At 71.7% G+C, this 12,776-nt stretch carries 12 protein-coding genes; 8 read left to right on the top strand and 4 right to left on the bottom strand.

Translation table 11 applies throughout. From position 1 onward, the window contains the following. Positions 1 to 110: 110 nt before the first annotated feature. Complete coding sequence (locus tag RND61_RS19680) at positions 111 to 1,940, bottom strand: acyl-CoA dehydrogenase (protein ID WP_315879323.1); 1,830 nt, start codon at positions 1,938 to 1,940, stop codon at positions 111 to 113. A gap of 117 nt (positions 1,941 to 2,057) precedes the next feature. After that, positions 2,058 to 2,252, bottom strand: a complete 195-nt coding sequence (locus RND61_RS19685; protein WP_315879324.1) for a hypothetical protein — start codon at positions 2,250 to 2,252, stop codon at positions 2,058 to 2,060. A gap of 113 nt (positions 2,253 to 2,365) precedes the next feature. Between RND61_RS19685 and RND61_RS19690 the strand changes: the two genes are divergently transcribed. Further along, complete coding sequence (locus RND61_RS19690; RefSeq protein WP_315879325.1) at positions 2,366 to 3,247, top strand: helix-turn-helix domain-containing protein; 882 nt, start codon at positions 2,366 to 2,368, stop codon at positions 3,245 to 3,247. Next, positions 3,204 to 3,404 (top strand): DUF397 domain-containing protein, encoded by a 201-nt coding sequence (locus tag RND61_RS19695; RefSeq protein ID WP_315879326.1) that lies wholly within the window; start codon positions 3,204 to 3,206, stop codon positions 3,402 to 3,404. Before RND61_RS19690 ends, RND61_RS19695 begins: the two co-directional genes overlap by 44 nt. A gap of 3 nt (positions 3,405 to 3,407) precedes the next feature. Here RND61_RS19695 and RND61_RS19700 read toward each other — a convergent pair whose 3' ends face one another. Then, the gene (locus RND61_RS19700; RefSeq protein ID WP_315879327.1) at positions 3,408 to 4,070 is read right to left on the bottom strand and encodes an SMI1/KNR4 family protein; all 663 of its coding nucleotides are present in this window, start codon (positions 4,068 to 4,070) and stop codon (positions 3,408 to 3,410) included. Between the two features lie 55 nt (positions 4,071 to 4,125). Between RND61_RS19700 and RND61_RS19705 the strand changes: the two genes are divergently transcribed. The 4 genes from RND61_RS19705 (at position 4,126) to RND61_RS19720 (ending at position 7,942) form a co-directional block, all read left to right on the top strand. After that, positions 4,126 to 4,458, top strand: coding sequence for a hypothetical protein (locus tag RND61_RS19705; protein WP_315879328.1), 333 nt, complete (start codon positions 4,126 to 4,128; stop codon positions 4,456 to 4,458). Positions 4,459 to 4,535: 77 nt separating this feature from the next. Then, complete coding sequence (locus RND61_RS19710; protein ID WP_315879329.1) at positions 4,536 to 4,988, top strand: SseB family protein; 453 nt, start codon at positions 4,536 to 4,538, stop codon at positions 4,986 to 4,988. Positions 4,989 to 5,833: 845 nt separating this feature from the next. Continuing rightward, positions 5,834 to 6,808, top strand: coding sequence for a pirin family protein (locus RND61_RS19715; RefSeq protein ID WP_315879330.1), 975 nt, complete (start codon positions 5,834 to 5,836; stop codon positions 6,806 to 6,808). Positions 6,809 to 6,883: 75 nt separating this feature from the next. Continuing rightward, on the top strand, positions 6,884 to 7,942 hold the full coding sequence (locus tag RND61_RS19720) for an AI-2E family transporter (protein WP_315879331.1): 1,059 nt from the start codon (positions 6,884 to 6,886) through the stop codon (positions 7,940 to 7,942). Here the strand turns inward: RND61_RS19720 and RND61_RS19725 are convergent. Then, complete coding sequence (locus RND61_RS19725) at positions 7,912 to 10,008, bottom strand: SpoIIE family protein phosphatase (RefSeq protein WP_315879332.1); 2,097 nt, start codon at positions 10,006 to 10,008, stop codon at positions 7,912 to 7,914. The genes RND61_RS19720 and RND61_RS19725 overlap by 31 nt on opposite strands. A 171-nt stretch (positions 10,009 to 10,179) precedes the next feature. On the opposite strand from RND61_RS19725, the gene aspS reads away from it, so the two are divergent. Both aspS and RND61_RS19735 read left to right on the top strand, forming a co-directional pair. Further along, complete coding sequence (aspS, locus tag RND61_RS19730; protein ID WP_315879333.1) at positions 10,180 to 11,946, top strand: aspartate--tRNA ligase; 1,767 nt, start codon at positions 10,180 to 10,182, stop codon at positions 11,944 to 11,946. A 288-nt stretch (positions 11,947 to 12,234) separates the two neighbouring features. Continuing rightward, entirely contained in the window at positions 12,235 to 12,771 is a 537-nt protein-coding gene (locus RND61_RS19735) for a hypothetical protein (protein WP_315879334.1), read from the top strand. The last annotated feature ends 5 nt before the right edge of the window (positions 12,772 to 12,776 follow it).

The following is a 12,776-nucleotide window of genomic DNA, read 5'->3' on the forward strand; positions in this document are numbered from 1 at the left end:
GGGCTCCGGAGCGGCCGGCCGGGGGGGGGGGGGCGGACGCGCGGACGGCCCGCTCCCCCGGACCGGACCGTCCGGGGGAGCGGGCCGTCAGGCCGCGGGTGGGGCGCCGGTCAGAAGGCGGCCTCGTCCAGCTCCATCAGGGAGTTGTCGACGCCTTCGGCGATCAGGCGCTCGGTGGCGACGCCGGGCAGGACGTTGGCCGCGAAGAACTTCGCCGCCGCGATCTTGCCCCGGTAGAAGGCGGCGTCCTTCGCGGAGGCGCCGGCGGCCAGCTTCTCGGCGGCGACGGCGGCACCGCGCAGCAGCAGGTAGCCGACGACGACGTCACCGGAGGCCATGAGCAGGCGCGTGGTGTTCAGGCCGACCTTGTAGATGTTCTTGACGTCCTCGCCGGTCGCGGTGAGGTCGGTGAGCATCTTGCCGACGATCCCCTCCAGGTCGACGGCCGCCTTGGCGAGCGCTTCGCGGGCGCCGGCCAGCTCGTCGCCGCCGGTGCCCAGCGCGAGGAACTTCTTGATCTCCTCGGAGAGGGCGTTCAGCGAGGCGCCCTGGTCGCGGACGATCTTCCGGAAGAAGAAGTCCTGGCCCTGGATGGCCGTGGTGCCCTCGTAGAGGGTGTCGATCTTGGCGTCGCGGATGTACTGCTCGATCGGGTACTCCTGGAGGTACCCGGAGCCGCCGAACGTCTGGAGGGACTGGGCGAGCTGCTCGTACGACTTCTCGGAGCCGTAGCCCTTCACGATCGGCAGCAGCAGGTCGTTCAGGCCGTGCAGCGCCTTGGCGTCCTCGCCGGCCGCCTCCTTGACCTGGATCTCGTCCTGGATCGCGGCGGTGTACATGACGAGGGCGCGCATGCCCTCCGCGTACGCCTTCTGCGTCATGAGCGAGCGGCGCACGTCGGGGTGGTGCGTGATGGTGACCTTCGGCGCGGTCTTGTCCATGAAGTTCGCCAGGTCGGGGCCCTGGACGCGCTCCTTGGCGTACTCCAGCGCGTTGAGGTAGCCCGTCGACAGGGTGGCGATGGCCTTCGTGCCGACCATCATGCGGGCGAACTCGATGATGCGGAACATCTGGCGGATGCCGTCGTGCTTGTCGCCGATCAGCCAGCCCTTGGCGGGGTGCTTGTCGCCGAAGGTCATCTCGCACGTGTTGGACGCCTTGAGGCCCATCTTGTGCTCGACGTTCGTCGCGTAGACGCCGTTGCGCTCGCCCAGCTCGCCGGTCTCCCAGTCGAAGTGGTACTTCGGGACGAGGAACAGCGACAGGCCCTTGGTGCCCGGACCGGCACCCTCGGGACGGGCGAGGACGTAGTGGAGGATGTTCTCCGACATGTCGTGCTCACCGGAGGTGATGAAGCGCTTCACGCCCTCGATGTGCCACGAGCCGTCCTCCTGCTGGACGGCCTTGGTGCGGCCGGCGCCCACGTCCGAGCCGGCGTCCGGCTCGGTCAGCACCATGGTGGAGCCCCACTGCCTCTCGACCGCGATCTCGGCGATCTTCTTCTGCGCCTCGTTGCCCTCCTCGAAGAGGACGCCGGCGAAGGCCGGGCCGGAGGAGTACATCCAGACGGCCGGGTTCGAGCCGAGGATCAGCTCCGCGTACGCCCAGATGAGCGAGCGGGGCGAGGTCGTGCCGCCGATCTCCTCCGGCAGGCCGAGCCGCCAGTACTCGGAGTCCATGAACGCCTTGTAGGACTTCTTGAACGACTCCGGGATCGGCGCGGTGTTCGTCTCCGGGTCGAAGACCGGCGGGTTGCGGTCCGCGTCGGCGAAGGACTCGGCGAACTCGTTCTCCGCGAGCCGGCGGAGCTCGTCCAGGACGCTCTTGGCGGTCTCGACGTCCATCTCCTCGAACGGACCGGTGCCGTACACCTTGTCGCGGCCGAGGACCTCGAAGAGGTTGAACTCGATGTCGCGGAGATTCGACTTGTAGTGCCCCATGGCGACGGCTCCGTAAGGGATCGGGAGGCAGGTTCCTCGTGCATCTACCAGTTGGTAGCTACGATGATGCTACCCGTGGGTAATAAGGGCAACCCCTGCCGCCCGAACTGTGACGCGTTACGCCTGTCGAAGGGCGTCCACCAGGGCCTTGGCGGTCGCCAGGTTGCAGTTCCCGAGCGTGATGAGCGTCGGATCGCCGTAGTCCCGCCCGAGCGACGGCAGCTTGATCCCGTGCGTTCCGAGGACGGTCCGCAGGTCGCTCACGAGGCTGCGGGCCTCCTGGTCCCGCTCCGGGTCGTAGTGCGCGGTCATCGGGTTCACCCTTTCTGTGCGTGCTGTGACGAAGCGGTCACACAATGGCGCGCCGGTGCGTACGGTGGAAGGCGTTCGCCCACCACGGCGCGAGGTGTGAAAGGTGATCTCCGATGGCGCGAGGGCAGCGCAAGGACATCGACGGGTCGGAGAGCGTCCCGTGCTTCTACGGCAAGGAACTGCGCTTCCAGCGCGAGCGTGCGGCGCTCACGCTGGAGCAGCTGGTGGAGGGCAGCTTCTACGGGGCGACGTACCTGAGCGAGATCGAGCGCGGCCAGCGCCGCATGCCGGTCGACCTGGCCCGCCACGTGGACCGCGTCCTGAAGACGGACGGGTACTTCGAGCGGTGCTGCGACGACGTGCGGCGGGCCCGCCTGCGGGGCCACGCCGAGTACTTCGAGCGCATCTTGGAGGCGGAGAAGCGCGCGGAGACGATTGAGCAGTGGGCGCCTGCCGTCATTCCGGGGTTGCTGCAAGCCGAGCCCTACATGCGTGCACTCTTCCACGGCGAGCATGTGCAGTCTCCGGAGGAGATCGAGGCCAGGGTGCAGGGAAGGCTGGCTCGGGCAAAGCTCCTCCAGGGCGGCGGCAAAGACCCGGAGTACTGGGTGATCCTGCACGAGACGGTGCTGAGGATGCCGGTGCTGCCCCCCAGGAGGATGGCGGAGCAACTGAGGCACATCCTGGACCTGACCGTGAACCACCGGGTAATTGCACAGGTCGTTCCGTGGAGGGCCGGCGCGCATCCGCTCATGTTGAGCAACGCCATGGTGTTGACCTTCGCGGACGCACCGCCATTGGTTTACACGGAGTCCCAGCACCACGGGCTCACGGTTGACGATCCGGCACTCGTGAAGCAATACCAGAAGTCCTACGATGTGTTGAGGGCCGTCGCGTTGTCACCCGAGGCGTCCCTTGCCCTGATCGAGGAAGCGGCAGAGGACTACCGTAATGACAAGCAGACAGCTTGGGTTGACCGGCGCCCGGTGGCGTAAGAGCAGCTACAGCAACACCTCTGGTGGCGATTGCGTCGAAGTCTCCGACAGTCTCCCCGGTGTCGTCCCCGTCCGGGACTCCAAGGTGCCGGACGGGGACGTGCTCGTGGTGTCCGCTCGCGCCTGGGTGCCGTTCGTCGAGGCGCTGAAGGGCTGAGCCCTACGCCGCTCCCGCAGTGCGGGTCGCGTCGTCCAGCCAGTTCAGGTACCACTCCGCGAACGTGACGCCCATCGGCTCCAGGTCGGCGTCGTCGCAGCGCGGGTCGTCCCACATGTTGCCGCGTTCGGGGCCGGACACGACCAGCCACTGGCGCTGGGCGCACCCCGTGGTGGACAGGCAGATCGCTCCGACCGTCGACTCGTCCGTCCACAGGAGGGCTTCCATGCGCTCCTCCCATGCCTCGTGCGCCGCGTCGAACGCGTCCTCGTCGTCGTACTCCTCCTCGTCCGGCTGCTCGGCCACCAGGGCGTCGAGGACCTCGGGGTCCACCCGGTCCACCGGGAACGGCTCGGCGAGGCGCCGCGGCAGCGTCATGTCGGCGCCGTCCCCGTGCCACTGCCACGTGCCGTCCGGGCGCCCTCGGACCGGGTACACGCCGTACGCGGGGCCCACGCCGCCCGCGCCGACGTGCAGCAGGAAGTCGCGGTACTCCTCCGGCAGCCGTACCCCGGCGTACCGCTCCAGGGCCGCCAACTCCCCCTCCGTCAAGGGGTCTTCCAGCGGCGGACCGCCCCGGGGGAACCCGAACACCGCCGCCACGCCCGGCGCCCCGGCCAGCGCCGTGACCCGCTCGCGGACTCCCGCCCATCTCTGCGCACTCATGGGGTGACCCTAGGCCCCGCCACCGACACGCCTCGCCCCCTGGGAGACTGGGCCGATGCGGAAGTGGCTGGCGGTGGGCGTGGGGCTGAACGTGTTCCTCGGGATTCCCGGGGTCGTACCGTTCTGGCTGGTCTGGTACTGGGCGTCGAACTGGCCGCTCGCGGGGCTCGGGTGGACGCAGCGGGAGCCGACCGAGAACGACGGCATGCTGCCGTGGTTCATCGTCGCCACGCCGGTCCTGGTGCTGTTCGGGCTCGTGTGGTGGCTCGCCAACCGGCCCGTGCGGCGCAGGGCCGGGGGGTCCGGGCGGCTGTACTGGTCGGTGGGCGCGGCGGCGGTGCTCGCGCCCACCGGCGCGCTGTTCGTCTCCAGTGCGGTGCGCGGCTGAGGCACCCCGCGGTGGCGGCGGCGCGAACTCGCCGGGCGCGCGCCACGGGGCCCCGGGCACTCAGTACCCTTGCGTGCATGTACGGCTACGAGCAGAACCCGGGCGCCCAGCAGCAGTACGCCCCGCCCCAGCAGGGGTACGGGCAGCAGCCGCCGCTGTACCCGGAGCCGTCCCCGCCGTCCCTCGCGGACGCCGTACGCGCGTTCACCACGGGCTCGCTGTCCGCCGAGGACTTCCAGCAGATCTTCGCCACGTCGAAGGTGTACTGCCCGCGCGGCGACAACCCCGGCTTCCTCGCGCTGCACAACACGCAGCAGCCGGTCATCCCGATGTTCACCTCGCTGAAGCAGCTCCGCCGGTACGCCGGCAAGGAGTCGAAGTACTTCGTGATCACCGGCGCGGAGGTCCTGGACCTCCTCCCGACCGGGTACGGCTTCGTCCTCGACATGGAGGGCGACCACCGGATCGTGTTCGACGCGAAGGCCGTCGAGGAGATGGTCGACTTCGCGATGCGCCGGATGTACGGATAGGGCCGGTTCGGACACCGACCGGTCGTACGCGGTCGCCGCACCGTTTCGTCCTTCGGTCCCCCGTGGTCGGCAGGGAGGGCAGTCGGCCTCCAGGCGGACGGTCGACCCTCCAGGGTCCGCCCGGTGTTCGAGGGGCGAGCGGCCCGCCGGCAGCGCGTCCGCGCGCCACGTGGCCGCCGGGCCCGACGTCCTCCAGGGGGCGCCGTCCCCGCGTGCCGTCCCGGCCGGCCGGGGAGCCGCCGAGCACGCTGCTGATCCGCGAATTCGCCCTGTACGCCCTGTGCCCTGGTGGACCTGGTGCCGCGAGTGGGCGGTGAAGTCCCGGACCGGGCCCGTTCGGCACGGCGGACCGCCGTCTTCCGGCGGGGCGAACCGGTCATCCCGGCCGCCACCGCACGCGTGCCCACGGGCCCGCCGACGCGGCGGGCGTCCCCGCACTCGACCGGGTGGAGGTCCGGCCACCACCGCACGCGTGCCCACGGGCCCGTGACGCGCCCCGGACGGCTCGCCGCGAGCCGCGGCGGCGCCACCCTGGACGCGCCCGGCGCCCGGGGCGCGGCGCTGTCCGGCCCCCGCCGGTGCGGTGACCGGCGATCGGCGCGGCGGGACGGCCCTCACCCGTACGGCTCGTCCGGCGACCGTGGCGGGCGCGGCCGGGGGAGGTCGCGGCGTCCCCGCTCGCCCGGGGCGGGGAGGGGTGCGCGCCGTCGAGGAGGCCCCTCCCGCACCCCGCCGATGCGGCCGGCCCGGGAACAAGGGGGCCCGGTGCGGTGTTCCACTGGCAGGAAGTTCAACCTTCAACTAAAGTGGGCGCACGCCGCCCCGCCGACACCCGGAGGTCCGCAATGCCCGCCGTCACCGTCGAGAACCCGCTCACCCTGCCCCGCGTCACCGCACCGGCGGACGCCCAGGCCCGCAAGGTCCTCACCGTGGTCACCGCGCCGAGCGGCTTCGAGGGCGAGGGCTTCCCGGTCCGCCGCGCGTTCGCCGGGATCAACTACCGCCACCTCGACCCGTTCATCATGATGGACCAGATGGGCGAGGTGGAGTACGCGCCGGGCGAGCCCAAGGGCACCCCCTGGCACCCGCACCGCGGCTTCGAGACCGTCACGTACCTGATCGACGGCACCTTCGTCCACCAGGACTCCAACGGCGGCGGCGGCACCATCACCAACGGCGACACCCAGTGGATGACCGCCGGGTCGGGGCTCCTGCACATCGAGGCGCCCCCGGAGTCGCTCGTCATGTCCGGCGGCCTCTTCCACGGCCTCCAGCTGTGGGTGAACCTCCCCGCCAAGGACAAGATGAAGGACCCCCGCTACCAGGACATCCGCGGCGGCTCCGTCAAGCTCCTCACCTCCTCCGACGGCGGCGCGCTCCTGCGCGTCATCGCCGGCGAGCTGGACGGGCACGAGGGCCCGGGCATCACCCACACGCCCATCACCATGGTCCACGCCACGCTGCGCCCCGGCTCCGAGGTCACGCTGCCCTGGCGCTCCGACTTCAACGCCCTCGCGTACGTCCTCGCCGGGCGCGGCACGGTCGGCACGGAACGGCGTCCCGTCCACACGGGCCAGACCGCCGTCTTCGGCGACGGGGGCGCGGTCACCGTACGGGCCGACGAGAAGCAGGACGGCAACACGCCCGACCTGGAGGTCGTGCTCCTCGGTGGGCGGCCCATCCGGGAGCCCATGGCGCACTACGGGCCGTTCGTCATGAACACCCGCGACGAGCTGCTCCAGGCGTTCGAGGACTTCCAGGCCGGCCGTCTCGGCCGCGTCCCCGCCGTCCACGGCATGGGCGAGGACCAGCCCCTCTGACCGTCTCTGACGGTACGTCACCCGCGTGGGTCCCGCCGGAGTGCGGGGCCCGCGCGCGCGTGGTGCGCTGGGGGCGTGCCGCCGTCCCCGCTGCCCGAACCCGTCCGCCGCCTCGCCGCCTGGTGCGCCGTCGCCCTCCTCGTCACGGGCGCCGCGGCCGTCGCCGTCTGGCTGTGCGTCACCTTCCGGACCGCCGTCGTCCCGGTCCTCCTCGCCCTCCTCGGCACCGCCCTGCTCGGCCCCCTCCACCGCCGGCTCGTCGCGATGCGCCTCAACCGCTCCCTCGCCGCCGGGCTGACCTGCACCGCCGTCGTCGCCGTCTGCGGCGGCGCCGCCTACGTCGTCGTCGCCGCGCTCATCGACACCGGCGACCAGATCGTCGTGTCCCTGCGCCGCGCCGCCCGGGACCTCGCCGGCCCCCTCGGCGCCGCCGGCACCTCCCTCGACGACCTCGCCGCCAATGCCAGGGGCCTCCTCGGCCGGTTCGGCTCGACCGCCGCGTCCGGCGTGCTCAGCGGGATCAGCGTCGTCGGCGAGGTAATCGCCATGGCGGTCCTCGCCCTGTTCCTCGTCTTCTTCTTCCTGCGGGACTCCGGCCGCGCCGTCGGCGCGCTGCGCTCGCTCGCACCGGCGTCGACCGGCGACATGGTGGAGGCCATGGCGCGGCGCGCGTTCGAAGCCGTCGAGGGGTTCATGCGCGGCACCACCCTGATCGCGCTGATCGACGCCGCGTTCATCACCGCCGGACTGCTCGTGCTGCGCGTGCCGGGCGCGGTGGGGCTGGGCGCGCTCGTCTTCGTCGGCGCCTACGTCCCGTACCTCGGCGCGTTCCTCTCCGGGGCCGTCGCCGTGCTCGTCGCCTTCGCGGACCGGGGCCTGGCCATCGCCCTGTGGGCGCTGGGGGTTCTCCTGGCCGTGCAGGTGCTGGAGGGGAACGTCCTCCAGCCGCTGATCCAGAGCCGTACCGTCCAGATGCACCCGGCCGTCGTCATGATCGCCATCACCGCGGGCGCGTCCGTCGCGGGCATCCTCGGCATGCTGCTCGCCGTGCCCCTCGCCGCCGCCGCGTTCGGCGTCCTCGGCGAGGTGCGGCGGCACTACGGTCACCCGGCGGCCGGCGCCCCGCCCTCGTAGAGCTCGAACCAGATCGACTTGCCCTCGCCCCGCGGGTCCACGCCCCACGCGTGCGCCAGCGTCTCCATCAGCACCAGCCCCCGCCCCGAGGAGGCCATCTCGCCCGGCCGCCGGCGGTGCGGCAGCTCGTCGCTCGCGTCCGCGACCTCCACCCGCAGCCGCCGCCCGCCCCGCTCCCCGCGCGCCTCCGCCACCAGCAGTGCGTCCCCGTCCGTGTGGACCAGCACGTTCGTGACCATCTCCGACACCATCAGCACCGCCGAGTCGACCTGGTCCTCGTCCGCCCAGTCGTGCAGCAGCTCCCGCAGCTGACGCCGCGCCCCCGCGATCCGCTCCGGCTCCGCCTGCGCGACCGTCAGCGCCGTGCGCCGCGGCGGTGCCAGCCGCCCGCCCGGCTCGCCCGTACGGGACAGCAGCAGCAGCGCGATGTCGTCCTCGCGCCGGTCCGCGAGCGGGCCCGTCGTGTGGTGCGAACCCGGCCCGTGCACCGCCTGCACCAGCGAGTCCGCCAGTTCCTCCAGCGACTCCCGGCCCGGCTCGTGCTCCTCCAGCAGCTTGCGGACCCGCAGCCAGCCCGTCTCCATGTCGTGCCCGCCGGTCTCCAGCAGGCCGTCCGTGCAGATCATCAGCGTCTCGCCCGGCTCCAGCGTCATCCGCGTCGTCGGGTAGTCCGTGTCCGGGACGATCCCCAGCGGCAGCCCGCCGTCCGTCGGCCGGATCATCACCGTGCCGTCCGCCATCAGCACCGCCGGGTCCGGATGCCCGGCGCGGGCGATGTCCAGCGTGCCCGTCGCCGGATCGACCTCCAGGTACAGGCACGTCGCGAACCGCGCCCCGTCGGCGTCGCCCCCGCCGTTGCCGCCCTCCGTGATCCCGTACAGGAACCGCGACGCCCGCGACAGCACCGCGTCCGGCCGGTGCCCCTCCGAGGCGTACGCGCGCAGGGCGATCCGCAACTGGCCCATCAGCCCCGCCGCCCGCACGTCGTGCCCCTGCACGTCGCCGATCACGAACGCGGCCCGCCCGCCGGGGAGCTGGATCATGTCGTACCAGTCGCCGCCCACCTGGAGCCCGCCGCCCGTCGGCACGTACCGCGCGGCCACCTCCATGCCGGGGACCGCCGGGCCCAGCACCGGCAGCATCGTCCGCTGCAACCCCAGCGACAGCTCCCGCTCCGACTCCGCGACCCCCGCCCTGGCCAGCGCCTGCGCCAGCATCCGCGCCACCGTCGTCAGCACCGACCGCTCGTCCGGGGTGAACCCGACCCGGTACGTGAAGGCCGCCAGCCACGCGCCCATCGTCCGGCCCGCGACGGTCAGCGGCAGGAACGCCCACGACTCCCGGCCGAACCGCCGCGCCAGCGGCCACGTCGTGGGGAACCGCTCCCGGTACTCGTCCGGCGTCGACAGGTAGATCGCCCGCCCGGTGCGGACCACCTCCGCCGCCGGGTAGTCCGTGTCCAGCGGCATCTCCGAGAACGGCTCCTCGTCACCGGGGCCGTACCCGTGCTGCCCGATGATCGTCAGCCGGTCGCCCGCGACCCCGAACACCGCGAGCCCGTCCGGCGAGAACCCCGGCATCGACAGCGACGCCGCGACCCGCAGCACCTCCGCCGTCGACCGCGCCTCCGCCAGCGCCCGCCCCGCGTCCAGCAGGAACGCCTCCCGCGACCGCCGCCAGTCACCCGTCACCGGCGAGCGCGCGGCCCTCCCCGGCTCCGGCTCCGCGACCTCCTGCACCGTGCCGACCAGCCGCAGCCCGGTCCTGTCCACCGACGGCTTCGCCCGCGACCGCACCGTACGGACCACCCGGCCGCTCTCGTCCATCACCCGCAGTCGCGACTCCGCGAGGGTGCCCTCCGCGAGCGCCAGGTTGACCACGCCGTCGATCTCGTTCCAGTCGACCGGGTGGAACCGGGAGCGCACGGCGCCCTCCGTCAGCTCCACGGGCTCGGCGGGCAGCCCGAGCAACCGGGCCGCCTCGGCGTCGAGCTGGACGATTCCGGTCGCGTTGTCCCAACGCCACAGACCGGTCAGGATCGCGGCCAGGACGTCCTCGGTGCGCATTGCCCCACTTTATGGAGAGGGCCCGAAGCACCGCCACTGTGCGGCCCGAAGCACCACCACCGTGCGAAGGCACCGAACGGCCGCCCGGTCGTCCAGGGAGGCGGCGAGGGGACGGACGGTAACCTTGACGGGTCGAGCCCTACCCGCCCACCCAAGACTGGATGAACGACGATGCATCGGTACAGGTCCCACACCTGCGGCGAGCTCCGCGCCTCTGACGTCGGCACCGACGTCCGGCTCAGCGGCTGGCTGCACAATCGGCGCGACCTGGGCGGCATCCTCTTCATCGATCTGCGCGACCACTACGGGATCACGCAGCTCGTCGCCCGGCCCGGCACCCCCGCGTACGAGGCCCTCGACAAGCAGACCAAGGAGTCCGTCGTCCGCGTGGACGGCAAGGTCGTCTCGCGCGGCGCCGAGAACGTCAACGCGGACCTGCCGACCGGCGAGGTCGAGGTCGAGGTCTCCGAGGTCGAGGTGCTGGGCGCCGCCGGCCCGCTGCCCTTCACCATCAACACGGACGACGGTGTCAACGAGGAGCGCCGCCTGGAGTACCGCTTCCTCGACCTGCGCCGCGAGCGCATGCACCGCAACATCATGCTGCGCACGGCCGTGATCTCCGCGATCCGGCAGAAGATGGTCGCCCTCGGCTTCAACGAGATGGCCACGCCGATCCTCACCGCGACCTCCCCCGAGGGCGCCCGCGACTTCGTCGTGCCCTCCCGCCTCAACCCGGGCAAGTTCTACGCGCTGCCGCAGGCGCCGCAGCAGTTCAAGCAGCTGCTCATGGTCTCCGGCTTCGACCGCTACTTCCAGATCGCGCCCTGCTTCCGCGACGAGGACGCCCGCGCCGACCGCTCGCCGGGCGAGTTCTACCAGCTCGACGTGGAGATGTCCTTCGTCGAGCAGGAGGACGTCTTCCAGCCGATCGAGAAGCTCATGACCGAGCTGTTCGAGGAGTTCGGCGGCGGTCGCCACGTCACGTCGCCGTTCCCGCGGATCCCGTTCCGCGAGGCGATGCTGAAGTACGGCTCCGACAAGCCGGACCTGCGCGCCCGGCTGGAGCTCGTCGACCTCACGGACGTCTTCGCGGACTCCGGGTTCAAGGCGTTCGCCGGCAAGCACGTCCGCGCCCTGCCGGTCCCGGCCGTGCAGGACCAGCCGCGCAAGTTCTTCGACTCGATGGGCGACTTCGCCGTCGAGCACGGCGCGAAGGGCCTCGCCTGGATCCGCGTCGGCGAGGACATGACGCTCAGCGGCCCGATCGCGAAGTTCCTCACCGAGGAGGACGTGAAGACGCTCGTCGACCGCCTCGGCCTGAAGCCCGGCCACGCCGTGTTCTTCGGCGCCGGCGAGTTCGACGAGGTCTCCAAGATCATGGGCGCCGTGCGCGTCGAGGCCGCCAAGCGCGCCGGCCACTTCGAGGAGAACGTCTTCCGCTTCTGCTGGATCGTCGACTTCCCGATGTACGAGAAGGACGAGGAGACCGGCAAGATCGACTTCTCGCACAACCCCTTCTCGATGCCCCAGGGCGGCATGAAGGACCTGGAGGAGAAGGACCCGCTCGACATCCTGGCCTGGCAGTACGACATCGTCTGCAACGGCGTCGAGCTCTCCTCCGGCGCGATCCGGAACCACGAGCCGGAGATCATGATCAAGGCGTTCGAGATCGCCGGGTACGACCGCGAGACCGTCGAGCAGGAGTTCGCGGGCATGCTCCGCGCGTTCCGCTTCGGCGCCCCGCCGCACGGCGGCATCGCCCCCGGTGTCGACCGCATCGTCATGCTGCTGGCCGACGAGCCGAACATCCGCGAGACGATCGCCTTCCCGCTCAACGGCAACGCCCAGGACCTGATGATGGGCGCCCCGACGGAGCTGGACGAGGCGCGCCTGCGGGAGCTGAACATCGCGCTGCGCAAGCCGGTGTCGGACAAGTAGGCACGGCGCGGACGGGCTGAAGGCCCCGGGACCCCACGGTCCCGGGGCCTTTCCCGTGGCCCGGCCCGCCGGGGTCCGGCGCCGATTCACCCGGGTGCGGCTGCCTCCGCCGCGCGAACCGGCCCGTGTCGAGGGCGTGCGAGAACCGAAGGGGCGCACTAGTAGTACATCCACTCAAATCGTATTGTCCGATTGAATACTCCTTCACTCATTCGGGTGACTGCTTCCCTCGTGCACCCTTTCCTACCGTGGCGGAACCGCCCATCGGGCTCGAGTCCGGGAGGAAGCATGCAATCCGTCCGCACCCGTTCCGCCGCCGTCGTCGCGGCCCTCCTCCTCTGCCTGGCCGCCGTGCTCGCCACGCAGAGCCACACCACCCCAGCCGCCGCCCAGGGCCCCGACGGGGGCGTCGCGCACCTGCAGCAGGGCAACGTGAACCTACAGCCGACCGCGTCGGGCACCTGGGTCAACACGTCCCTGCGGGTCACGTTGCCCCGGCCCGGAACGTACCTCCTGGACGCGGACGTCCGCGGGCGCATCGCGGCCGACGACCGCCTCCTCGCGTCCATCCAGGCCCGGCTCTGGAACGTCACCGAGAACGAGGCGGTGCCGCTGAGCGAGCGCCTTGTCACCCACATGAACATCCCCGCCCTGGGCATCGTCGCCAAGCAGTCGACGGCGCCGATCAGCGAGCGCATCACGGTGACCGAGGAGACCACGATCCGACTGCAGGTGAGGCGGGTCAACAGCGTCGGCGAGACGATCCGGGCCGACATCTTCTCGGACGGCTCCGGCCGCACGGCGCTCCGCTACCAGCGAGTCTGACCCCC

Origin of the sequence: Streptomyces tamarix (assembly GCF_032423885.1) — a bacterium.
In the GTDB taxonomy this organism is placed as follows: domain Bacteria; phylum Actinomycetota; class Actinomycetes; order Streptomycetales; family Streptomycetaceae; genus Streptomyces; species Streptomyces tamarix.